General features: G+C 72.4%; 18 protein-coding genes. 7 read left to right on the top strand and 11 right to left on the bottom strand.

What is annotated here, in order from left to right; genetic code table 11:
• Window positions 1-147: 147 nt before the first annotated feature.
• From EV279_RS02355 to EV279_RS02320, 8 genes are all read right to left on the bottom strand, one after another.
• Window positions 148-828 carry a response regulator transcription factor gene (locus EV279_RS02355; RefSeq protein WP_133541331.1) on the bottom strand — a complete coding sequence of 227 codons (681 nt, stop codon included), beginning with the start codon at window positions 826-828 and terminating at the stop codon, window positions 148-150.
• Window positions 825-3353, bottom strand: a complete 2529-nt coding sequence (locus EV279_RS02350) for a DUF4118 domain-containing protein (RefSeq protein WP_133541330.1) — start codon at window positions 3351-3353, stop codon at window positions 825-827. The genes EV279_RS02355 and EV279_RS02350 overlap by 4 nt, the downstream gene beginning before the upstream one ends.
• Before the next feature lie 201 nt (window positions 3354-3554).
• Window positions 3555-4001, bottom strand: a complete 447-nt coding sequence (gene sufU / locus EV279_RS02345) for a Fe-S cluster assembly sulfur transfer protein SufU (protein ID WP_133541329.1) — start codon at window positions 3999-4001, stop codon at window positions 3555-3557.
• Window positions 3998-5305 carry a SufS family cysteine desulfurase gene (locus EV279_RS02340; protein ID WP_133541328.1) on the bottom strand — a complete coding sequence of 436 codons (1308 nt, stop codon included), beginning with the start codon at window positions 5303-5305 and terminating at the stop codon, window positions 3998-4000. Before EV279_RS02340 ends, sufU begins: the two co-directional genes overlap by 4 nt.
• A gap of 93 nt (window positions 5306-5398) precedes the next feature.
• Window positions 5399-7378, bottom strand: coding sequence for an APC family permease (locus EV279_RS02335; protein WP_243728590.1), 1980 nt, complete (start codon window positions 7376-7378; stop codon window positions 5399-5401).
• A gap of 191 nt (window positions 7379-7569) precedes the next feature.
• Complete coding sequence (locus EV279_RS02330) at window positions 7570-8823, bottom strand: amidohydrolase (RefSeq protein WP_133541326.1); 1254 nt, start codon at window positions 8821-8823, stop codon at window positions 7570-7572.
• A gap of 144 nt (window positions 8824-8967) precedes the next feature.
• On the bottom strand, window positions 8968-9981 hold the full coding sequence (locus EV279_RS02325; RefSeq protein ID WP_133541325.1) for a LacI family DNA-binding transcriptional regulator: 1014 nt from the start codon (window positions 9979-9981) through the stop codon (window positions 8968-8970).
• A gap of 109 nt (window positions 9982-10090) precedes the next feature.
• Complete coding sequence (locus EV279_RS02320; RefSeq protein WP_133541324.1) at window positions 10091-11770, bottom strand: glycoside hydrolase family 13 protein; 1680 nt, start codon at window positions 11768-11770, stop codon at window positions 10091-10093.
• Between the two features lie 83 nt (window positions 11771-11853).
• Here EV279_RS02320 and EV279_RS02315 point away from each other — a divergent pair, with 83 nt between their 5' ends.
• Window positions 11854-12375 (top strand): adenine phosphoribosyltransferase, encoded by a 522-nt coding sequence (locus tag EV279_RS02315; protein ID WP_133541323.1) that lies wholly within the window; start codon window positions 11854-11856, stop codon window positions 12373-12375.
• Between the two features lie 181 nt (window positions 12376-12556).
• Entirely contained in the window at window positions 12557-14113 is a 1557-nt protein-coding gene (locus tag EV279_RS02310) for a nucleobase:cation symporter-2 family protein (protein WP_133541322.1), read from the top strand.
• 195 nt (window positions 14114-14308) lie between these two features.
• Here the strand turns inward: EV279_RS02310 and pucL are convergent, their stop codons facing one another.
• Genes pucL through uraD form a run of 3 tightly spaced genes read right to left on the bottom strand, consistent with a single transcriptional unit; the run spans window position 14309 to window position 16103 of the window.
• Complete coding sequence (gene pucL / locus EV279_RS02305; RefSeq protein ID WP_208109452.1) at window positions 14309-15220, bottom strand: factor-independent urate hydroxylase; 912 nt, start codon at window positions 15218-15220, stop codon at window positions 14309-14311.
• Window positions 15221-15222: 2 nt separating this feature from the next.
• The gene (gene uraH, locus EV279_RS02300) at window positions 15223-15585 is read right to left on the bottom strand and encodes a hydroxyisourate hydrolase (RefSeq protein WP_133544519.1); all 363 of its coding nucleotides are present in this window, start codon (window positions 15583-15585) and stop codon (window positions 15223-15225) included.
• Window positions 15582-16103, bottom strand: coding sequence for a 2-oxo-4-hydroxy-4-carboxy-5-ureidoimidazoline decarboxylase (gene uraD, locus EV279_RS02295; RefSeq protein WP_133541321.1), 522 nt, complete (start codon window positions 16101-16103; stop codon window positions 15582-15584). Before uraD ends, uraH begins: the two co-directional genes overlap by 4 nt.
• Before the next feature lie 180 nt (window positions 16104-16283).
• Between uraD and allB the strand changes: the two genes are divergently transcribed.
• The 5 genes from allB to EV279_RS02270 are packed head-to-tail and all read left to right on the top strand — an operon-like array spanning window position 16284 to window position 22854.
• Window positions 16284-17648, top strand: a complete 1365-nt coding sequence (gene allB / locus EV279_RS02290) for an allantoinase AllB (protein ID WP_133541320.1) — start codon at window positions 16284-16286, stop codon at window positions 17646-17648.
• Window positions 17645-18736: an acetamidase/formamidase family protein gene (locus EV279_RS02285; RefSeq protein ID WP_133541319.1), complete on the top strand. Its 1092-nt coding sequence runs from the start codon at window positions 17645-17647 to the stop codon at window positions 18734-18736. The genes allB and EV279_RS02285 overlap by 4 nt, the downstream gene beginning before the upstream one ends.
• Entirely contained in the window at window positions 18729-20336 is a 1608-nt protein-coding gene (locus tag EV279_RS02280; RefSeq protein WP_243728403.1) for an AtzH-like domain-containing protein, read from the top strand. The genes EV279_RS02285 and EV279_RS02280 overlap by 8 nt, the downstream gene beginning before the upstream one ends.
• Window positions 20333-21565: an alanine--glyoxylate aminotransferase family protein gene (locus EV279_RS02275; protein WP_133541318.1), complete on the top strand. Its 1233-nt coding sequence runs from the start codon at window positions 20333-20335 to the stop codon at window positions 21563-21565. The genes EV279_RS02280 and EV279_RS02275 overlap by 4 nt, the downstream gene beginning before the upstream one ends.
• The gene (locus EV279_RS02270; protein WP_243728402.1) at window positions 21562-22854 is read left to right on the top strand and encodes an allantoate amidohydrolase; all 1293 of its coding nucleotides are present in this window, start codon (window positions 21562-21564) and stop codon (window positions 22852-22854) included. The genes EV279_RS02275 and EV279_RS02270 overlap by 4 nt, the downstream gene beginning before the upstream one ends.
• Window positions 22855-22857: the final 3 nt, after the last annotated feature.

Below are 22857 nucleotides of genomic sequence, written 5' to 3'. Positions count from 1 at the left end.
CCCCGCTCACCCGGAGCTCTGGGGAGGACGGGCGCGCCGCGCGCCACACTTTCCTGCGAGCGCGCCACCGATATGTGTGGCGCTCGCAGGTTTGTGCAGCGCTCGCGATGCGGCGGTCGGGCCGGCCGCGGCGCGCCGTCGGGAGGATCAGGCGGCGTCGAGGACGAGACGGTAGCCCATGCCCGACTCGGTGAGCAGGTGTCTGGGATGGGAGGGGTCGGGCTCGAGCTTCTTGCGCAGCTGCGACATGTACAGCCGCAGGTAGCCCGTGTCCGCGACCTGGTCGGTGCCCCAGATGTCCTTCAGCAACGTCTGCCGGGTCACGAGCGAGCCGGCGTTGCGGGCGAGGAACTCCAGCATCCGCCACTCCGTCGGGGTGAGGTGCACGCGCGCGCCGGCGCGCATCACGGAGGTGGTGGCGAGGTCGATCGTCACGTCGCCGAAGACGACGACCGGCTCTCCGCCCGCCGCGCCGGCGCGACGCGAGAGCGCGCGCACGCGCGCGAGCAGCTCGTCGATCTGGAAGGGCTTGGTGACGTAGTCGTCCGCCCCGGCGTCGAGAGCCTCGACCTTGTCGGCCGACCCGGTGCGCCCCGAGACGACGATGATGGGCACGCTCGTCCAGCCCCGGAGGGCCTGGATCACCGCGACGCCGTCGAGGCGCGGCATCCCGAGATCCAGCAGCACGATGTCGGGATGCGTCTGGGCGGCGAGGGCGATGGCGGCGCTGCCGTCGGGCGCGGCCACCACGTCGTAGCCGTGCGCGCCGAGCGTGATGCGCAGGGCCCGCACGAGCTGCGGGTCGTCGTCGGCGAGGAGGACTTTCACGAGGCGGCTCCGGACGAGGGGATGGATGCCGCGACCTCGGCGACCGGGAACTCCGCGACCATCGTGAGGCCGCCGCCGGGCGTGTCCTCGGGCGTGAGCGTGCCGCCCATCCCCTCCGCGAAGCCGCGCGAGAGCGCCAGGCCGAGGCCGAGGCCGGTGGTGTTGTCGGTGTCTCCGAGACGCTGGAAGGGGGCGAAGATGTCGTCCTGCCGCTCGTGCGGGACGCCCATGCCGTGGTCGACGATGCGGATCTGCGCGCGCGGACCGAGACGGCTCGTGGCGACCCGGACGCGGGTGCCCGGCGCCGTGTGGCGGACGGCGTTCGCGAGCAGATTGACCACCACCCGCTGCAGCAGCACGGGGTCGGCCTGCACGAGGGGCAGGTCGGGGTCGAGGGCGAGTTCGACGGCCTCGGGCCCGAGGCCGAGCTCGTCGACGGCGGCGAGGATCGTGCCCGCGGCATCGACGGGGGCGAGCGAGACGGCGAGCACACCCGCCTCCACGCGGCTCACGTCGAGCAGGTCGGTGACGAGGGCCGAGAGGGTCGCGAGGCTCTCGTCGGCTGTGGCGAGGAGCTCGGCGCGGTCCTCGTCGCTCAGCGAGTCGCCCGCGGCGCGCAGGCCCCCGATCGCGGCGACGGCCGCGGCGAGCGGACGGCGCAGGTCGTGGCTCACGGCCGAGAGGAGCGCGGTGCGCACCTGGTCGGTCTCGGCGAGCGCGCCGGCTTCGCGCGCCGTCTCGGTGAGGGCCGAGCGCTCGAGCGCGGCATCCAGCTGCACGACCATGACGTCGAGGAGGCGCCGGGCCGAGGCATCCAGCTCCCCTCCGTGCAGTTCCAGGAAGGCGCGGGGAGTGGATGCCTCACCCACCGGCACGCGGATCATCCGCTCGTCCGGGACCGGCTCGCCGTCGGTCGCCAGCACAGTGCCGTCGCGTGAGACGAGGCGCACGCCGGTCATGCCGAACGCCTCGCGCGCGCGGCTGACGAGCGCGGGAACGGCGCTCTCGCCGCGCAGGACGCTGCCGGCGACGGTCGCGAGCAGCTCGGACTCGGCAGCCGCCCGCTGCGCGGCGCGCGAGCGCCGGGCCGCCTGGTCGACGATCCAGCTGACGAGGATCGCGATGACGACGTACAGCAGCAGCGAGAGCGCGTGATCGGGGTCGGCGATGGTGACGGTGAACAGGGGCTCGATGAAGAGGAAGTCGAGGGTCAGGCCCGAGAGCACCGCCGCGAAGAGGGCCGGCCAGATGCCGCCGACGAGCGCCACGACGACGACGAGCAGCTGGTAGGCGAGCACGTCGGTCGTGATGGAGTCGTCGGGCGATGTCGCGAACAGGAGCCACGACAGCAGCGGTCCGCCCACCAGCGCGACGGCGAATCCGAGCAGGCGCCGCGTGACGCTGAGCGCACCGCCCGTGACGCGCGGGAGGTGGAGGCCGCGGGCCGCGGCGGCGTGCGTCACGATGTGCACGTCGATGTCGCCGGATTCGCGCACGACCGTCGCACCGATCCCGGCGCCGGTGAGAAGAGCGGCGAGGCGGCTGCGCCGGCTCGCGCCGATGACGAGCTGCGTCGCGTCGACGGACCGGGCGAAGTCGACGAGCGCCCGGGGCACGTCGTCGCCGACGATCTGGTGGTAGGTGCCGCCGAGCGACTCGACGAGCGCCCGCTGCGACGCCAGGGCCCCCGCGGTTGCGGTGCGCAGTCCGTCCTGGCTGGAGACGTGGACGGCGAGCAGCTCGCCCCCGGCCGACCGCGCCGCGATACGGGCGCCGCGACGCAGGAGCGTGTCGCCCTCTGGCCCGCCGGTGAGTGCGACCACGACCCTCTCGCGGGCCTGCCAGGTGCCGCGGATGCCGTGCTCGGCGCGGTAGCGCTTGAGGGCGCTGTCGACCTCGTCGGCGAGCCAGAGCAGGGCGAGCTCGCGCAGCGCCGTGAGGTTCCCGAGCCGGAAGTAGTTCGACAGCGCGGCGTCGATCCGCTCGGCGGGGTACACGAGCCCTGCCGAGAGCCGGTCGCGGAGCGACTGCGGTGCGAGATCGACGACCTCCACCTGATCGGCGCCGCGGACCACGGCATCCGGAACCGTCTCCCGCTGCACGACCCCCGTGATCTGCTCGACGACGTGGTTCAGGGACTCGATGTGCTGCACGTTCACCGTCGTGATGACGTCGATGCCGGCCGTGAGGAGCTCCTCCACGTCCTGCCACCGCTTGGCATTCGGCGAGCCGGGTGCGTTCGTGTGCGCGAGCTCGTCGACGAGGGCGATGTCGGGATGCCTCTCGCGGACCGCGTCGACATCCAGCTCGGTCAGCTCGACGTCGCGGTGCCGCACCACGCGCCGCGGGATGAGGGGAAGCCCCTCGGCGAGCGCCGCCGTCGGCGCGCGGCCGTGCGTCTCGACGACGGCGATCACGACGTCGCGGCCGTCGGCGCGCAGGCGCCTGCCCTCTTCGAGCATCTCGTACGTCTTGCCGACGCCCGGGGCGGCGCCGAGCAGCACCCGCAGCCGACCGCGCTTCATGCCCTCACCCTAGATCCGCTCATCGTCCGGCGGTGCCGGCCCCGGGTCGATGCGCTGGTGGTCGAGCGCCACACTTTCCTGCGAGCGCTACGTCGATCGGTAGCGCGCTCGCAGGAAAGTGCCGCGCGGGGCGGCGCGGGGCGGTGCCGCGCGGGGCGGCGCGGGGCGGCGCGGGGAGGTGCGGGGAGGCGCGGGGTGGGGTCAGGCGCGGGAGAGGGCGTCCTCGAAGGCCACCCACGCGAGCATCGCGCACTTCACGCGTGCGGTGTACCTCGAGACGCCGCTCAGGGCTGCGGCATCCGAGTACACCTCCTCGTCCAGCTCGACGGTGCCGCGGGAGCGCAGGGCGCTGCGGAATCCCTCGATGAGCTGGGATGCCTCGGCACGCGGCATCCCGCCCTCCTCCGCTACGAGCGAGGCGAGCATCGACGCCGACGACTGCGAGATGGCGCAGCCGGCTCCCTCCCACGTGACGTCGCGCACGAGGTCGCCGTCGACCCGCACGCGCAGCGTGATGTCGTCGCCGCAGATCGGATTGTGCTGGTGCGAGGTCGCGGTCGAGCCCTCCTCGGCGGCGAGGCCGAAGCCCGCGCGGCGCTTGGAGTGGTCGAGGATCAGCTCCTGGTACAGCGCGTCGAGGCCGCTCATCGCCCCGCCCCGAAGTACGCGCGGACGCCCGAGACGGCGTCGAGGAAGAGGTCGATCTCGGCCTCGGTCGTGTAGACCGCGGCCGACGCCCGCACCGACGCCGTCAGCCCGAAGCGGCGGTGCAGCGGCTGGGCGCAGTGGTGGCCGACGCGCACGGCGATGCCGCGGGCGTCGAGGAACTGGCCCACGTCGTGCGCGTGGACGCCGTCGACGTCGAAGGCCGCGAGCGCGACCCGCTCGGCTTCGGCGCCAGAGCCCGTCGAAGGGTCGCCGAGGAGACGGATGCCGGGGATCGACCGCAGCCCGTCGCGCATCCGCCGCTCGAGCGCCGTCTCGTGCGCGTGGACGGCGTCCATGCCGACTGCGTCGAGATAGCGCACCGCGGCCGCGAGCCCGATGGCCTGCGAGACCGGCTGCGTCCCCGCCTCGAAGCGCTGCGGCGGCGGGAGGTACGAGGCCTCCTCGAGGGTGACGGTGGTGATCATCGACCCGCCCGTGAGGAACGGAGGCAGCGCCTCGAGCACGTCCGAGCGGCCGTACAGCCCGCCGACCGCGTTCGGGCCGAGCATCTTGTGCCCCGAGAAGACGGCGAGGTCGACGTCGAGGGCCGGGAGGTCGAGAGGCAGGTGCGGCGCCGACTGGCACGCGTCGAGCACCGTGATCGCGCCGGCGGTACGGGCGAGGGCGACGAGTGCGGCAACGGGGTTGACGATGCCCAGCACGTTGGAGACGTGCGGGAAGGCGACCACGCGGGTGCGGTCGCCGATGACGGATGCCGCGGCATCCAGGTCGATCGTCCCGTCGTCGCGGACGGGGATGTGGCGGAGGACGGCGCCCGTGCGCGCCGCCAGCTCCTGCCACGGGATGAGATTGGCGTGGTGCTCGGACTCGGTCACCACCAGCTCGTCGCCGGGAGCGAGCGCGAAGCGGCGCGCGGCCTCGCCGCCGCGGCCGAGCGTGGCGTTGCCGATCGCGTAGGCGACGAGGTTGATGCCGGCGGTGGCGCCGCTCGTCCAGACCAGCTGTTCGGGGGCGGCGTGGACGAAGCCCGCCACGGCGCTCCGGGCGTCCTCGAAGAGCTCGGTCGCCTCGGCGGCGAGCGTGTGCGCCCCCCGGTGGACGGCGGAGTTGGCGGTGGTGAGGAACGACACCTCGGCGTCGATGACCGCCCGCGGCTTCTGGCTCGTCGCCGCCGAGTCCAGGTAGACGAGCGGGCTGTCGCCGACGCGCGTCTGGAGGATCGGGAAGTCGCCGCGGAGCGTCTCGGGGTCGAGGGTCGCGGAGCGAGGAGGTGCGGTCGTCACCCTTCCAGGCTACGCGGCGCCTGGTGGGCGCGGCCTGGACGAGTCGGCGCTGGGGCCGCGCATCCGTCAGGGGTCGTCGGGGCCGCGCATCCGTCAGAGGTCGTCGGGGCGCTCGAGACTCGACCGCTCGACGATCGGCACGCTGCTCACCGGGTCGGGCTCGAAGGGGCGGCCCGCGCGCTCCTGGCCGGGCAGCGGTCGCGAGCGGCGGCCGTAGATGAGCTCGGACGAGTCGAGCAGCCACGGCACGAGCGTGATGGTGACGCCGTGCACGAGCATGAGCTGCTGGCCGATGCGCCGAGCGCGGCGGTTGTGCAGCAGCGACTCCCACCAGTGACCGACGATGTACTGCGGGAGGTACACGGTCACGACGGTCGAGCCGTGCTTGGCCCGGTACTGCGTGATGAACTCCGCGACCGGGCCCGCGTACGTGCGGTACGGCGACTCGATGATGATGAGCGGGATCGGCATCCGGTGCGACTCCCACTCGGCCTGGATCGCCTCGGCTTCCTCCTTCGTCACGGCGACGTGGACCGCGAGCGTCTTGTCGTGCTTCGCGGCGAGGGCGTAGTCGATCGCCTTGGCGACCGGCTTCTGCAGTCGATTCACGAGGATGAGGGCGACATCGCCGGCCGAGCCGAAGTGCACGTCGTCGGTCATCTCGATCTCGTGCTCGACGTCGCGGTAGTAGCGGTTCACGCCGATCATCAGCGTCGCGAGGATCGGGATGGCGAGGAAGACGAGCCAGGCGCCGTGCGTGAACTTGGTGATCGTCACGATGGCGAGCACGAACACGGTGAGGGTCGCGCCCACCGAGTTGATGATCAGGCCCTTGACCGCGCCCGCCCTCTCGGCCCCGGCCCGCGCATCGCGCCTGGCCTCGACGCGCGTGGTCTCGCGCAGCATCCGTCGCCAGTGCCTGACCATGCCGAGCTGCCCCAGCGAGAACGACACGAAGACGCCGATGATGTACAGCTGGATGAGCGTGGTGAGGTTCGCCTGGTAGATCACGATCACGCCGATCGCGACGATGCCCAGGATGATCATGCCGTTCGAGTACACCAGGCGGTCGCCGCGGGTGTTGAGCGCCTTCGGCGCGTAGCCGTCGCGCGCGAGCACCGAGCCCAGGAGCGGGAACCCGTTGAAGGCGGTGTTCGCCGCGAGGAGCAGGACGCACGCCGTCGCGGCCTGGATGACGTAGAAGGGGATCGACCCCATACCGAAGGTGGCGGCCGCCACCTGCGCCATGAGGCTCGGCTGCACCGCCGTCTCGCAGTCGAAGCCGACCAGGCTGCACGGGTTCTCGGCGTAGTGCACGCCGGAGATGAGGGCGAGCGCCGTGAGGCCGGAGAAGAGCAGGATGGCGATCCCGCCCATCAGGGCGAGGGTCGTCTGGGCATTGCGGACCTTGGGCTTGCGGAATGCCGGGACGCCGTTGGACACGGCCTCCACGCCCGTGAGGGCCGAACACCCGCTCGAGAACGCGCGCAGCACGAGCAGGATGACGGCGGCCTGCGTGAGGTCTTCGGCCTGCACCGCGAATTCGGCGCTGGAGGCGACGGGAGGATCGCCGATCGCCGTCTGGAACAGCCCGACGGCGATCATCACCACGACCGAGCCGATGAAGACGTAGGTCGGGATCGCGAAGACGAGCGACGCCTCGCGGACGCCGCGGAGGTTCACGATGACGATCAGGACGACGAAGGCGACCGCGAGCTCGACCCGCCCAGGGGCGAGGAAGGGAAGCGCCGAGATGATGTTGTCGACGCCCGAGGAGACCGACACCGCCACGGTCAGGACGTAGTCCACCAGCAGTGCGGATGCCACCACGACGCCGGGGACCTCGCCGAGGTTGGTGCGCGCCACCTCGTAGTCGCCGCCGCCGGAGGGATACGCCTTGATGAGCTGGCGGTAGCTCACGACGACGACGATGAGCAGCACCACGACCGCCGCCGCGATCCAGGGGCTGAACGCGAGGAACGCCAGTCCCCCGGTGAGCAGGATCATCAGCAGCTCCTGCGGCGCGTAGGCCACGGACGACAGGGCATCCGACGCGAAGATCGGCAGCGCCATCTTCTTGGGAAGGAGGTGCTCGTCGGCGGCCGCCGTCGACAGCGGATCGCCCAGGAGGATGCGTTTCGCGATGGGCGACTCCGCCGAGCCGGGCTCGCGACTATCGTTCGTCACGGCGGGCGATGTTACTCGTACGGAAACCGTGAGGACGCATCGAGGCGGGCATCCTTACGCTTTCCTCACGCCTCGGATCAGGCCGTGCGGCGGTCGCCGAGGAATTCGCGCGCCGCCACGACCAGGGCGTCCACGCCCCGCTCGATCGTCGGCTGCAGCACGGGCGCGAAGAACGGCGAGTGGTTCGTGGGGATGTCGCGCTCGAGCGTGCCCGCCGCGGATGCCTCGGCGTACGCCTGCGGATCGACGCCGCCCCAGAACCAGTAGACGAGGGGGACGCCGGCCTCGCGGGCGAACCACGAGACGTCCTCCGATCCCGTGAACATGCCGGGGTCGACGACCGTGCCCTGCCCGAACGCGTCGTCGAAGGCGAGCGTCAGCTGAGCCGTCGCGTGGATGTCGTTGATGGTCGGCGGGAGGGTGTGGTCGGTCGTGATGACGGGCTCCTGCTCGGAGCCGGATGCCGCGGCCTCCGCGCGGATCACGCGCTCGACCTTCTCGAGCACGCGCTCGCGAGCTTCGTCGTCGGGGTAGCGCAGGCTCAGCTCGAGCTTCGCCTCGGCCGGGATGATGTTGTTCTTCAACCCCGCGTGGATGGAGCCGACCGTCACGACGGCGACGTCGCGGGGGTCGACCTCGCGCGAGACGATCGTCTGAAGGCGCATGACGGTCGCCGCCGCCATGACGACGGGGTCGATCGTCGAGTGCGGGCGCGAGCCGTGGCCGCCGCGCCCGTACAGCATGACCGTGAGCCCGTCGGAGGCGGCCATCTGCGTGCCGGATCGCACGCCGATCGTGCCGGCGGGAAGCGGCGTGAGGTGCTGGCCGAGCACGATGTCGGGCCGGGGGAAGCGGTCCATCACGCCGTCGGCGATCATCGCCTGGGCGCCCGCGCCGTACTCCTCGGCGGGCTGGAAGACGGCGACGACGGTGCCGGCCCACTCGTCCTTGGTCTGGACCAGCTTCTCGAGCGCTCCGAGCAGGCACGTCACGTGCATGTCGTGACCGCACGCGTGCATGACGGGCACGTCCGTTCCGGCGGGGTCGACGCCCCGGGCGGTGGAGGCGTAGGCGAGGCCCGTGCGCTCCTCGACCGGAAGGCCGTCCATGTCGGCGCGCAGCCATACGACCGGGCCCTCGCCGGACTCGCCTGCGCTGGACGAAGGGTTGCGGATGACGGTCACGACGCCGGTGCGGCCGATGCCCTCCTCGAACTCGAGGCCGAGCTCGGCGAGGCGCTGAGTGACGACGCCCGCCGTGCGGGTCTCCTGGAACGACAGCTCGGGATGCCGATGCAGGTCGATGTACAGGGCCTCGAGGTCGATCGTCATGCGGTCGAGCCTATCCGGGACGGCCTGGGCCGCGGGTTCGGGGCGTTTCGTCTCGCTTCGCTCGCTCGACGACCGCGACTCCGCCATTCCCGGTTGTCGCGCGAGCGAGCGCAGGGACCGGGACGAAGCGCGCCGAGCCCGGGCTCAGCCCTGCAGCCGCGCCGTCGAGCCGCGCACGATGAGCTCGAACGGCAGATCGGATCGGGCCGCGCGCTCGCCGGCGGATGCCTCCAGCTCGGCCAGGATCGCATCGGCCGCGCGCTCGCCCTGGCCGAGCGGGAACTGGTCGACCGTGGTGAGGCGGAAGAACTCGCCCAACTCGTGACCGTCGATGCCGATGACCGAGAGGTCCTCGGGCACGCGGTAGCCGAGCTCGCGGGCGGCGAGGAGGGCTCCGATCGCCATCTCGTCCGATGCCGCGAAGATGGCCGTCGGATGCGCGCCGGGACGGCCGAGGATCTGCTTGGCCGCCCGGAATCCGCCCTCGATGGTGAAGTCGGCGGGCTCGTACAGCTCCGGGCGCGCCGGGAGCCCGGCGTCGGAGAGCGCCTGCTCGAATCCTTGCCGGCGCTGGGTGGGGATGTGGAAGTCGACGTCGAACTCCGGACTCGCGCCGATGTGCGCGATGGCGCGGTGCCCCAGCGCGATGAGGTGCTCTGTCGCCAGGCGCGCGACCATCGAGTCGTCGACGGTCAGCGTCGTGAGCTTGGCGTTCGGGCCGCCGATCGCGATCGTCGGCAGGTCGAGCTCGAGCAGGAGGTCGGTCTCCTCCTCGCCGAGCTCGATCGAGATCGCGATGACGCCGTCGATCCGCTGCCTGCGCAGGAAGGTGTCGAAGATCTCGCGCCGCTGGGTGCGGTCGGCGGTGAGGGTGTACAGCGTGATGTCGTAGCCGCGCCGCTGCAGGGCTGTGGCGATCCCGCTCAGCACGGTGCTGAAGAACCACCGGTCGAGGAACGGGACGAGCACGCCGATGTTGCGCGTGCGACCGGAGGCGAGGCTGGAGGCGGAGGCCGACACCACGTAGCCGAGCCCCTTGGCGGCGGCTTCGACACGGGCGCGCGTCGGGTCCGACACGTGGCCCCGCCCGCTGAGCGCGCGCGACACCGTCGCCGTCGACACGCCCGCTGCGCGAGCGACCTCGTCGATGCTGACCACGTCGTCACCCTTTCCTCGCCGCGCGGTGCTCCGCCGGCTCCTCAGCCCTGCGACGCCGTCGCCGCCGGCTGTCGCGCGGGGCGGCCGACCGCCCCGCGCCTTCTCGCCGTCAGTCGTCGGCGAGCCACACCGCCGTGTCGGCCGGGATCGTGGCCCGTCCGAGCGGGCCGCTTGCGGCGATCACGATACCGTCCGGCAGCGCGACCGGTGTGCTGCCCGTGTTCGCGACGACCGTCACATTCCCGTTGCGGAATGCCAGCACCTGAGCGTCGAAGCCGTCGAGCCATTCGAGCGTGCCCTCGCCGAGGTGGCGCGCACGCCGCGCGGCGAGCAGAGCGCGGTAGAGCGACAGAGTGGATGCCTCGTCCTCCGCCTGCACCTCCCGCGCGAGCGTCGCCCACTCGGCGGGCTGCGGGAGCCAGGACTCACCCGTCGCGCTGAAGCCGTACGCCGGCGCGTCCGACGACCACGGAAGGGGCACGCGGCATCCGTCCCGTCCGTACCGCTCGCCGCCCGTGCGGAACCAGGTCGGGTCCTGACGCGTGTCGTCGTCGAGATCGATGACCTCGGGAAGCCCGAGCTCCTCGCCCTGGTAGAGGTAGGCGGAGCCGGGAAGGCCGAGCATGACGGTCGTCGCTGCCCGCGCGCGGCGGAGCCCCACGTCGGCGATGGGCTTGCCGACCGACTTCGGGCCGATGCCGTGACCCTGGGGGTTCTCGGCGGTCAGCGCGAGGCGGGACGCATGGCGGACGACGTCGTGGTTCGACAGCACCCAGGTGCTCGGAGCGCCGACGGAGCCGAAGGCCCGCAGCGACTCGGTGATGACGTCGCGGAGGGCCGCGGCATCCCATTCGGTCTCGAGGTAGGGGAAGTTGAAGGCCTGGTGCATCTCGTCCGGGCGCACCCAGAGCGCCGTCTCCTCCGGCGTCGGTCGCCACGCCTCGGCGCACAGCGCGCGGTCGCCGTCGTACTCGGCGAGGACCGCGTGCCAGTCGCGGTACACCTCGTGCACGCCGGGCTGACCCCAGTAGGGAACGCCCTCCTCGTCGCCGCCCATCGAGCCGCCCTCGGGGTCGGGCGAGTAGTCGGGCAGCCCCTCCGCCTTGATGAGCCCGTGCGCCACGTCGACGCGGAAGCCGTCGACGCCGCGGTCGAGCCAGAAGCGCAGGATCCGACGGAACTCCTCCCGCACCTCCTCGTTGGACCAGTCGAAGTCGGGCTGCGACGAGTCGAACAGGTGGAGGTACCACTGCCCGAGGGAACCGTCGGCCTCGACGACCCGGGTCCACGCCGGCCCGCCGAAGATCGACTCCCAGTTGTTGGGCGGCACGTCTCCGTCGAGACCCCTGCCGTCGCGGAACAGGTAGCGCGCGCGCTCACGGCTGCCCGGGCCCGCCGCCAGCGCCTCCTGGAACCAGCGGTGCTGGTCGGACGAGTGGTTGGGCACGAGGTCGACGATGAGACGGATGCCGCGGCGGTGCGCCTGGTCGAGCAGCTCGTCGAAGTCGGCGAGCGTGCCGAAGAGGGGATCGACGTCGCAGTAGTCCGACACGTCGTAGCCGGCGTCCTTCTGCGGCGACCGCTGGAACGGGCTCAGCCACAGCGCGTCGACCCCGAGGGACCGGAGGTCGTCGAGGCGGGAGGTGATGCCGGGCAGGTCGCCGATGCCGTCGCCGGAGCTGTCGGAGAACGAGCGCGGGTAGATCTGATAGATCACGGCCGTGCGCCACCACTCGGCGCCGGGGACGGCCGTGCTCGTGTCAGCGAGTTCGATGTCGGGCGAAGTCATGCGAACCAGGGTACTGCAAGCGCTTACATCTTCTGTAAAGAGGTCTTCATGAATCCGCTGAGCACGCCCGGTAGGGTGGCGCGGTGACTGTTCCCCCGCAGCTCCGCCATGCCGAGTCGCTGATCCGCACGATCCCGGACTACCCCGAGCCGGGTGTCCTGTTCCGCGACATCACGCCTCTGCTGATGGATGCCGCGGCCCTCCGCGCCTGCATCGACGCCATGATCGAGCCCTTCGCGGGCGAGTTCGAGGTCGTGGCGGGGATCGAGGCCCGCGGCTTCCTCCTGGCCGGGGCGGTCGCGATCGCCGCCGAGGTCGGGCTCGTGCCGATCCGGAAGGCGGGGAAGCTCCCTCGCCCCGCGGCATCCGTCTCCTACGCCCTCGAATACGGCGAGGCGACCATCGAGGCGCACGACGACATCACCGACGGCGCGCGGGTGCTGCTCGTGGACGACGTGCTCGCCACGGGCGGCACCCTCGTCGCGGCGCACGATCTCGTCACGAGGCTCGGCGGGACCGTCGTCGGCACGAGCGTGCTCATGGAGCTCGACGCCCTGCGCGGCCGGGAGGTCGTCGGCGACGTGCACGCACTCTTCCACGCCTGACGCCGCCCGGCCCACCCCCTCCCCGCCGCGGTGCCGCCGGCGCATTGCGGGTTCGTGTCGGCATGTAAAACATCCGCGACAGTCGCGTCGAAGGCCTGGCGCCCGGGGCGCGGGCTCTTCTAGCGTCGCGACAGGCAGCGGCGCGCACGGTCGCTCGTGCGCATCCAGGCAGGAGCACGAGATGGCTACGACCGAACGGGCGTCACGCGCCGAGACGAAGGCGCAGCGGCGTTCCGCGCGCCGCAGCGAGAACACGGTCGACGGGATCCCGCCGCTCGCCCGGCTCTTCCCGCTCGGCCTGCAGCACGTCCTCGCGATGTACGCCGGCGCCGTGGCGGTTCCGCTCATCGTGGGCGGGGCACTCGGGTACTCGGCGGGCGACCTCGCGTTCCTGATCAGCGCCGACCTCTTCGTGGCGGGGATCGCGACCATCATCCAGTCCGTGGGCTTCTGGCGGTTCGGGGTGCGGCTGCCGCTCATGCAGGGGGTGACGTTCGCGGCGGTCGGGCCGATGATCGCGATCGGGCAGAGCGAGGGCATCCAGGCGGTGTTCGGCGCCACGATCGCCTGCGGCGTGTTCATGATCCTCGCCGCGCCGTTCTTCTCGCAGCTGCTGAGGTTCTTCCCGCCGATCGTGACGGGCACCGTCATCCTGATCATCGGCCTTTCGCTGATGCGCGTCGCCGCAGGATGGATCGTCGACGGCTCGGCGGAAGGAGCCCCGCCGGTCAACGTGGCCTTCGCCGCCGGCACGCTCCTCGTGATCGTACTCATCGAGCGCTTCGCCCCGCCGCCCCTGCAGCGTGTCTCCGTGCTGCTCGGGCTCGCGATCGGCACGATCGCGGCGGTGTTCGTGCCCGGGATGGTCGACTGGTCGGGCGTCGGCGACGCCGGCTGGTTCGCCTTCGTGACGCCCTTCCACTTCGGACTGCCGACCTTCCAGGTGGCTTCGATCGTCTCGATGGTGATCGTCGGGATCGTCATCATGACCGAGACGACCGGCGACATGATCGCCGTCGGGGAGATCGTCGAGAAGCCCGTGACGCGCCGTCGCCTCGCGGACGGACTCCGCGCGGACGGGCTCGGCACCGTGATCGGCGGCGTCTTCAACACCTTCCCGTACACCGCGTTCGCCCAGAACGTCGGACTGGTGTCGCTCACGGGCGTGCGATCGCGCTACGTCGCGACCGCGGCAGGGCTCATCCTCGTCGTCCTCGGCCTCATCCCGAAGGTCTCGGCGATCGTCGAGGGCGTCCCCTCCGCCGTCCTCGGCGGGGCGGGGATCGCCCTGTTCGGCATGGTCGCGGCATCCGGCATCCGCACCCTGTCGAAGGTCCGGTTCAACAACAAGAACGTGCTGATCGTCGCGATCTCGGTGGGGGTGGCGCTGCTGCCCACGGTGACGCCGACCATCTACGACCAGTTCCCGCAGTGGTTCACCCTGATCTTCGACTCGGGCATCAGCGCGGGGGCGATCGTGGCGATCCTGCTGAACCTCCTGCTCAACAGCGATGAGATGCGCGCCGCCCGAGCCGGCGATGCGGCCCTCGGCGCGTACGACGCCGTGCGCGGCCCGGCCGCCGCCGCCCTCGTGCACCCCGAGGCCGAGGGCACGGGGCTGATCCCGACGCAGGTCCTCGACGCGCAGCGCCGCGCCGAGGCCGAGGCGGATGCCGCGTTCCCCGGCGACGCGATCCCCGAGGAGGGATCCGGCCGGCCGGCTCCGGACGCGCGCTGACAGACCGAGCCCGGCCTTCGCACAGCGCGCGGACGAGGCGTCTCCCGGACGAGGGGGAGGCGTGCATCCGGCGACCTGCGGAACACGGGCGGAGACCGGGGGCAGTGCGCACGCGCCCCCCGGGGAGACGGGCGGCGGGAGCCCGGAGACCGGAGAATCCGGGCCCCGCCGACGTCGAGGAGCGGGCGGCCGCCCTCAGACGAAGGCCGGGAGGTCGGTCCAGGCCTCCGGAGCCGGAGCGACCCCGTCCCGGACGACACTGCCCTCGATGAGGCCGTACGGCCGGTCGGCGGCGTAGAAGACCTCGTTCGGGTTATCCAGGCCGAAGGGCGACAGGTCGTAGGCGAAGTGGTGCTTGTTCGGCATCGCGAAGCGCACCTCGGCGAGCTCGGAGCGCGCCTCGATCACGGCGGTCCCCATCGCGAAGAGCGTCTGCTGAAGCGCGAGCGAGTGCACGGACGCGAAGGTCGCGAGCAGGATGCCGGAGACCTCCGTGTACAGCGCGTTGTAGTCGATGCCGGCCTCGACGGCGTCGGGGAGGAAGCGCCAGCGTGCCGTCACGGACGTGGCCATGATGCGGTCGTCGGTCTCGACGAGGGTCGTCAGCCGGTCGCGCGGGAATCCGGAGAACTCGCTCCCCGTCGACTTCAGGACGACGAGGTCCTTCACGCCGCCGAGCACGTGGGCGCGGCGGTCGACGACCTGCACGACGGCCAGACGCGTGCCCCGGCCCGACCGGACGAACGAGTGGTCGTGCGGCCGTCCGTCGACGGTGATCCGATCCCACTCGTACTGCTCGGCCTGCCACAGACCGCCCTCGATCCAGTCGAACTCGTCGGTGAAGTGGCGTGACAGCCGCAGGAGGAACTCCTCCGGCGAGTGGATGCCGTGCTCTTTCGCGAATGCGAAGACGGTGTTCTTCTGGGTGTCGGTGGCGACGACCTTGCTGTTGTCGCCGGTGAGATACGAGTCCGCGAGGGCCGCCCCGCGCAGCTGGGATGAGACGTTGAGATCGACGATCTCGTGCCGCGGGGTGTCGCGCACGATCCGCACGACGCGGTTCTCGGCCTTGCCGTACTTGTTGGCTCCGAGGCTGACGGACACCATGATCAGCTCCCCCGATAGGTCGAGTAGGCGAACGGACTGAGCAGGAGCGGCACGTGGCAGTGCGCGCTCGTGCCGTCCTCGGCGACCGCGACGATGAAGGTCACGGTGACGAAGGGGTAGAACGTGTCCACGCCCCGCGCGGCGAAGTACTCGCCGGTGAGGAAGGTCAGGGTGTAGTTCCCGGGCGACAGCGCGTCGGGTCCGAGCGCGAGCCGCCCGTCCCGGTCGGTCGTGCCGTGCGCCACGACGGCCCCGGGCGTCTCGGCGACGACGGAGGCACCGGATGCCTCGGCGAGCACGACCTCGATTCCGGCAGCCGGCAGCCCGGAGGCGGCGTCGAGGACGTGGGTCGTCACATGGGTCATGGCGTGCTCCTCTCGTGCGCGGCATCCGTCACCGTCGAGCGCAGCCGCAGCAGGGCGATCTGCGCGAGCTGGTCGAGCGCTTCGGATGCCTCGCTCTCGTCGTCCGCCGCCAGACGGCGGCGCAGCTCGGCCAGGATCTCCTCGGGCGAGCGCCCCGCGGCGCGGATGAGGAAGACGCGGCCGAAGCGCTCCTCGTACGCGGCGTTGCCCTCGGCGATGGCGCGCGCCACCTCCTCGGCCGCCGTCGACATGGCCGCCTGCTCGGCGCGGGAGGCGGCGGCCTCGTCGCCGGACCCGGCGGGCTGCTCGCCGATCCGGGGATGACGAGCGAGAGCGGCGTCGAGGTCGTCGCGCGTCCACCGTCGCGCGGCGCCGGCGGCGAAGGCGGCGAGCGCGTCGACGGTGGAGTACGGGCGGCCCGCGACGACGGCATCCGTCCATCCCGGGATCGCCGCCCACACGCGCACGACCTCCGCGGCCTGCGCCGTCCCGAGGTCGTTGAACTGCGAGAGCTCCATGGCGTCACGCTATCGGGCCGTCGTTTCCCGCTGATTACGGCTGCGCGCCGCGCCGCCCCGTGAGCGGAGGGGATGGTGCGGGCGGAGGATGCCTCGAGCCCGACGAGTCCTCCCTTCGCGCGGGCGGTCGTGCCGATCGCCGGTAACACCCGGGAAATCGTCCGCGGCTAGCGTGAACGCATGACGGGGTCCGGACCCGCGGCGATCGCCGCGCGACGTGTGCACCTGAGCGGCGGGTGGCGCCCCGCGACGGTGCGCATCGACGACGGCGTCATCGCCGCGATCGAGCCCTTCGACGAGGGCGCCGAGGTCGTCGTGCCCGATGAGGCCGTGCTGCTGCCCGGACTGGTCGACTCCCACGTGCACCTCGACGAGCCCGGACGCACCGAGTGGGAGGGGTTCGCGACGGGCACGGCCGCCGCCGCGGCCGGGGGCGTCACGACGCTCCTGGACATGCCGCTCAACTCGGTGCCCGTGACCACGACGCCGGCTGCGCTGGCGGCCAAGCGCGCCGCCGCGGCGGGCAAGCTCGCCGTCGACGTCGGGTACTGGGGCGGTGCTGTTCCCGAGAATCTCGGCGCGCTCGGCGAACTCGCGGCGGCGGGCGTCGTGGGGTTCAAGTGCTTCCTCTCGCCGTCCGGCATCGACGAGTTCGGGCATCTGACGCCCGCTCAGCTGTACGACGCGCTCGCCGAGATCGCGGCGCTGGACAGCGTGCTCATCGTGCACGCGGAGGACCCCGCCCACCTGCACGATGCCGGGCCGCTCGGGCGCCGCTACGCCGACTTCCTCGCGTCGCGCCCTCCGGCGAGCGAGGAGGCGGCGATCCGCGCCGTGATCGACGCCGCCCGCGCGACGGGCGGGCGCGCGCACATCGTGCACGTGTCCGACGGCGCCGCGCTCGGCGCCGTGCGGGCAGCCAGGGCGGAGGGCGTGCGACTCACGGTCGAGACGTGCCCGCACTACCTGACGCTGCGGGCCGAGGACGTCCCCGACGGCGCCGCCGCCTTCAAGTGCTGTCCGCCGATCCGAGACGCGGCGAATCAGGACCTCCTGTGGGCCGGCGTGCTCGACGGCACGATCGACGCCATCGTGAGCGACCACTCGCCGTCCACGCGCGAGCTCAAAGAGCAGGGGAACGGCGACTTCGGCCTGGCGTGGGGCGGGATCTCCGGGCTTCAGACCGGGCTCCCGGCGGTGTGGACCGAAGCGCGGCGGCGAGGCATCCCCCTCGAGCGCATCCTGCCGCTCCTGACGGAGGGTCCCGCGCGCATCGGAGGACTCGGCGGACGAGGGCGCATCGCGGTGGGCGAGCCTGCGCACCTGGCCGTTTTCCTCCCGGACGAATCCTTCCGCGTCCGGGCGGCCGAACTCGAGTACCGCAACAAGCTCTCGCCGTGGGACGGTGCGGCCCTGAAGGGGCTCGTCGAGGCGACCTACGTGCACGGCAGGCTCGCCTACCGTCGCGGGGTCGGTGTCACCTCTCGCCACGGACGTGAGATCGTGGCAACCTCGGCCCGTGTTGCCGCGGAAGGAGCGCCGTGACCTTCGAGATCCTCCAGCCCGGACGGGGCGACCAGCCGGGCGACCACTACCTGCCGACCACGCCCGACACCGTTCTGTGGGGTCGCCTGCCATGCGCGGTGGATGCCCCGGTCCTTCGCATCGCGGCGGGTGAGACCGTCACGATCGACACCGTGAGCCACGAGGGGATCCTCGAGGACCAGGGGAAGGATCCGCTGGCGTACTTCGGGAGCCACGGTGTGGACGAGGCATCCGTTCTCCAAGACGCCGTCATGATCGCCGCCTCGCTCTCCCGCGACCCTGCCGCCGACGGGCCGCACATCGTGACCGGGCCGATCTTCGTCGAGGGCGCCGAGCCAGGCGACCTCCTCAAGATCACGGTCGAGCGACTCGTGCCGCGCGTGCCGTACGGGGTCATCTCCAACCGTCACGGCAAGGGCGCCCTCGTCGGGGTCCTGCCCCGCAGGGAGGGGTCGGTGAGCGTGTTCACCCCCGTGGAGGCGCGCGGCACCGGCCTGGTCGGGGTGCTCCCCGTGCGGCGCGGCGGTGAGCGCGTGGTGGAGTTCCCCCTCGCCCCCTTCCTCGGCACGATGGGGGTCGCGGTCGCCTCGCCCGAACGGCCGCACTCGGTGCCGCCGGGGCTCCACGGCGGCAACATCGACATCAAGCTCCTCGTCGAGGGGTCGGTGCTGTTCCTCCCCGTGCAGGTGCCCGGCGCCCTCGCGTACGTCGGCGATCCGCACTTCGCACAGGGCGACGGCGAGGTCGCCCTCACGGCGCTCGAGGCGTCCCTCCGCGCGACCCTGCGGTTCGACGTCGTGCCGCGCCCCGAGGCGATCGCCCAGTTCGGTGAGGTCGTCGGTCCTCTCGTCCGCACCGACGAGTACCTCGTGCCCACCGGCCTGGACCCCGATCTCGGCGAGGCGATGCGCAAGTGCGTCCGGGCCGCCATCGATCTCATCTCGGCGCGGTGGGGCATGGACGAGCACCTCGCCTACGCGTACCTCAGCGCCGCGACCGACTTCGACATCTCGCAGGTGGTCGACGTCGTGTGCGGCATCCACGCGCGCATCCGCGAAGCGGACTTCGCCGGAGTGGACCGTGACTGAGCCCTCCGAGATCCCCGCCGACCTCTTCACGGCCTTCGAGGAGTACGAGCGCGCCATCCTCTCCAACGACCTCGACGCGCTCGACGCGGCCTTCGCGCCGGGGCCGGAGACGCTGCGGGGGGACGGCTCGGGCCTGCTCGTGGGGCACGACGCGATCAGCGCCTTCCGCGGCGTGCGAGGCGGGGTGCCTCCGCGCACGATCGAGCGGATCGAGTACCGGCCGCTCGGAGAGGATGCCGCGCTCGTCGTCTCCGTCTCGCGCTACATCGGCGGCGGCACGGGCCTTCAGACTCAGGTGTGGCAGCGTCTCGACGGTCGCTGGCTCATCTCCGCGGCCCACGTGACCCCCCGCGCCCAGGCCCTCGACCGCTCGGTGTGGCGGACCGTCGGCGACCCGCTGTACCAGGGCGCATGGGAGGGGCCGCTGGCCGGTCTGTCCGTCGCTGTGAAGGACCTCTTCGCGATCAAGGGCTACCGCATCGGCGCGGGCAACCCGGTGCTCCTCGCCGAGGCGCGAGCCGAGACCACGACCGCCCCGGCGGTCGGCGATCTGCTGCGCGGCGGCGCGTCGCTGCGCGGCATCGCGCGCACCGACGAGTTCGCGTACAGCATCGCCGGCGACAACGCGCACTACGGCACCCCGCCCAACGGCGCCCTGCCGGGCGCGCTCCCCGGCGGCTCGTCGAACGGACCGGCGTCCGCGGTGGCGACCGGCCAGGCAGAGGTGGGCCTCGCCACCGACACCGCCGGGTCCATCCGCGTGCCTGCCTCGTATCAGGGACTGTGGGGCCTGCGCACCACCCACGGACTCGTCCCCCGGCAGGGCCTGCTTCCCCTGGCGCAGTCGTTCGACACGGTCGGGTGGCTCACGCGCGACGGCGCGACGCTGCAGCGGGTCGCCGAGTGGTGCCTGAGCTATGACGGCTCGGAGTCGACCGAGAGCGTCTACGGAGCGTCCGACGCCGACCTGCCATGGCGCCTTCTCGTGCCCGAGGAGGTCCTCGCCGCGGCCGAGCCCGACACCCGGCGCGCGTTCGATCGGCTTCTCGCCCGGCTCGCGGCGTCGGACGACCCGCCGGTGCTCGCGCGCGTCTCGATCGGCGATCTCGACGACTACTACGAGCCGTTCCGCGCGGTGCAGGGGGCCGAGGCGTGGCGCAACAACGGCGAGTGGGTGACGGCGCACCCGAGCGCCCTCGGCCCGGCCGTCGCGGCGCGCTTCGAGGCGGCGTCCGCGGTCACCGCCGAGGCCGAGGCATCCGCCCGCCGCGCGCTGGAGCCGCTGCACGAGCAGCTGCACGCATTCGTCGCGCACGGCGTGCTCGTCATGCCCACCGTGCCCGGGCCGGCGCCGCTGCGCACGCACGACGGCGCTCGCGTGGACGCCGTGCGGCAGGCGACCCTCCGCATGACGACGCCTGCGGCGGTGGGCGGCCTGCCCGCGCTGTCGGTCCCCTTGCTGAGCGTGTCCTCCCGCCTCGGTCCCGCGCCGGTGGGCGTGTGCCTCGTGTCGCGCGCCGGCACCGACATCGCCCTCGTCCGTCTCGCGCGGCGCCTCGCGCGCATCGTCGCCGACCCCACCCTTCCGGAGCTCTCATGACCGACAGCATCCCCGACCCGATCTCGCCCCCCGCGCGCCTGCTCATGGGCCCGGGCCCGATCTCGGCCTACCCGAGCGTCCTCACCGCGATGTCGGCGCCGCTCGTCGGACAGTACGACCCCTTCATGACCGCGACCATGGCCGAGACGCAGGAGCTGTACCGCGGCGTCTTCGCGACGCGCAATGACGCGACGCTCCTCGTCGACGGCACGTCGCGCGCGGGGATAGAGGCGGCTCTCGTCTCGCTCATCCGTCCCGGCGACCGTGTGCTCGTGCCCGTCTTCGGACGGTTCGGGCATCTCCTGGCCGAGATCGCGGAGCGGGCGATGGCGGAGGTGCACACGATCGAGACGGAGTGGGGGCAGGTCTTCCCGCCGTCCGCGGTCGAGGAGGCGATCATCCGCGTCCGGCCGGCGCTGGTCGCTCTCGTCCAGGGCGACACGTCGACGACGATGAATCAGCCGCTCGACGAGATCGGGGCGATCTGCGCTCGTCACGGCGTGCTGTTCTACACCGACGCGACGGCCTCGCTCGGCGGCAACGACTTCGAGGCGGACGAGTGGGGACTGGATGCCGCGACCGCCGGGCTGCAGAAGTGCCTCGGCGGCCCGTCGGGCTCGGCGCCGATCACGCTGTCGGAGCGCGCCGTGGAGGTCGTGCGGTCGCGCCGGAGGATCGAGGCCGGGATCCGGGAGCCGGGCGACCCCTCGGCGCCGGACTTCGTGCGCTCGAACTACTTCGACCTCGGCATGATCCTCGACTACTGGGGTCCGCGCCGCCTGAACCACCACACCGAGGCGACATCGATGCTCTACGGCGCGCGGGAGTGCGCCCGCCTTCTCCTCCTCGAGGGCCGCCGGGCCGTCATCGCGCGGCACCGGCTCGCCGGTCGCGCGATGCTCGCGGGCGTGGAGGCACTCGGCCTCGCGGTCTTCGGCGACGTCGCGCACAAGATGAACAATGTCGTCGCCGTCGAGATCCCGACGGGGGTGCCGGGGGATGCGGCGCGCACGGCGCTCCTCGACGACTTCGGCATCGAGATCGGCACGTCCTTCGGCCCCCTCCACGGTCGCGTATGGCGCATCGGCACGATGGGCTACAACGCGCGCAAGGACGCCGTGCTCATCACCCTGGCCGCCCTCGAGACGGTGCTCGCGCGGTTCGGCGTCGCGGTGCCGGCCGGCGGCGGGGTCGAGGCCGCCGCCGACGTGTACGCGGGGGCCGAGTGAGGGCACGCCTGGACCTCGAGCCCGACGCCGTCGCGTCGGCCGCCCGCCGCGTGATGTCGCGGTGCGACGAGCTCGCGCGGGTCTCGGCGGTGAGCGGGGCCATCGAGCGCGTCTACCTCTCTCCCGAGCACGCGCGCGTCAATCGCCTCGCGGCGGAGTGGATGCGCGAGCTCGGCATGACGACGCGGCAGGACGCCGCGGGCAACCAGCTCGGCCGGCTCGATGTCGCAGGGGCGCCCGACGCCCGCGCCCTCGTCATCGGATCGCACCTGGACACCGTCCCCGACGCGGGCCGGTACGACGGCGTCGCCGGCGTCCTCATCGCGCTCGAGGTCGTGCGGCTGCTGCGCCGGCCGACCGAGGACGGCGGCTGGTGCTCGCCGTTCCCGTTCGCACTCGAGGTCATCGCATTCTCGGACGAAGAGGGCACCCGGTTCGGCAAGGCGCTGCTCGGTTCGTCCGCGGTCGGCGGTCAGTGGGACGACGACTGGTGGGCGCTGGAGGATGCCGACGGCATGACCCTCCGCGAGGCGTTCCGCGACTTCGGGCTCGATCCCGGACGGATCGGCGAGGCCGCCCGTCGACCCGCCGATCTCGTCGGTTACCTCGAGGCCCACATCGAGCAGGGGCCGGAGCTCGATCGCCGCGGCGAGCCGCTCGCCGTCGTCTCGTCGATCGCGAGCGCGCGGCGCTTCCAGCTTCTCGTCGAGGGCGAGGCACGGCACGCGGGCGGCACACCCTATGACATGCGGCGCGACGCCCTCCTGGGCGCGAGCGAGGCCGCACTGGCGATCGAGCGCATCTGCCGCGCCGAGCATCACATCGTCGGCACCGTCGGCCAGCTCGAGGCGTTCCCGGGCGCGGTGAACATCATCCCCGGCGAGGCCCGGCTGAGCCTGGACCTCCGGGGCGAGTTCGACGGCGAGCGCGACCGCGTGTGGAACGCGATCTCGCGCGAGCTCGACGCGGTCATGGGCCGGCGCCGGCTCGCGTGGGGTGCCCGCGAGGTGCACAGCGCTCCCGCCGTGTTCTGTGCGCCGCTTCTCCAGGACGTCATCCGGGAGGGCATCGTCGCGACGGTCGACGCCGGCCCGCCCGCGACGATCTTCAGCCGCGCCGGCCACGACGCGATGGCGATCGGCGCCGTGACGGACGTCGGGATGCTGTTCCTCCGCAACCCCGACGGCATCAGCCACCATCCCGACGAGGCCGTCTCGAGCGAGGACGTGCGCCTCGGCATCCGTGCCCTCGCCGAATCCGTCGCCCACCTCGCCGCCGAGCCCGTCTGACCC

Origin of the sequence: Microbacterium sp. BK668 (assembly GCF_004362195.1) — a bacterium.
Taxonomy (GTDB): Bacteria; Actinomycetota; Actinomycetes; order Actinomycetales; family Microbacteriaceae; genus Microbacterium.
The sequence above is the reverse complement of the archived record's forward strand: the minus strand, read 5'-3'. Positions and strand labels throughout refer to the sequence as shown.

What these genes read in the sequence shown, in the direction of transcription:
- EV279_RS02350 (WP_133541330.1), bottom strand. Translation starts at nt 3,353, where the DNA reads ATGAAGCGCGGTCGGCTGCGGGTGCTGCTCGGCGCCGCCCCGGGCGTC.
- sufU (WP_133541329.1), bottom strand. Translation starts at nt 4,001, where the DNA reads ATGAGCGGCCTCGACGCGCTGTACCAGGAGCTGATCCTCGACCACTCC.
- EV279_RS02335 (WP_243728590.1), bottom strand. Translation starts at nt 7,378, where the DNA reads ATGGCGCTGCCGATCTTCGCGTCGGATGCCCTGTCGTCCGTGGCCTAC.
- EV279_RS02330 (WP_133541326.1), bottom strand. Translation starts at nt 8,823, where the DNA reads ATGACGATCGACCTCGAGGCCCTGTACATCGACCTGCATCGGCATCCC.
- EV279_RS02320 (WP_133541324.1), bottom strand. Translation starts at nt 11,770, where the DNA reads ATGACTTCGCCCGACATCGAACTCGCTGACACGAGCACGGCCGTCCCC.
- EV279_RS02310 (WP_133541322.1), top strand. Translation starts at nt 12,557, where the DNA reads ATGGCTACGACCGAACGGGCGTCACGCGCCGAGACGAAGGCGCAGCGG.
- pucL (WP_208109452.1), bottom strand. Translation starts at nt 15,220, where the DNA reads ATGGTGTCCGTCAGCCTCGGAGCCAACAAGTACGGCAAGGCCGAGAAC.
- uraH (WP_133544519.1), bottom strand. Translation starts at nt 15,585, where the DNA reads ATGACCCATGTGACGACCCACGTCCTCGACGCCGCCTCCGGGCTGCCG.
- uraD (WP_133541321.1), bottom strand. Translation starts at nt 16,103, where the DNA reads ATGGAGCTCTCGCAGTTCAACGACCTCGGGACGGCGCAGGCCGCGGAG.
- allB (WP_133541320.1), top strand. Translation starts at nt 16,284, where the DNA reads ATGACGGGGTCCGGACCCGCGGCGATCGCCGCGCGACGTGTGCACCTG.
- EV279_RS02275 (WP_133541318.1), top strand. Translation starts at nt 20,333, where the DNA reads ATGACCGACAGCATCCCCGACCCGATCTCGCCCCCCGCGCGCCTGCTC.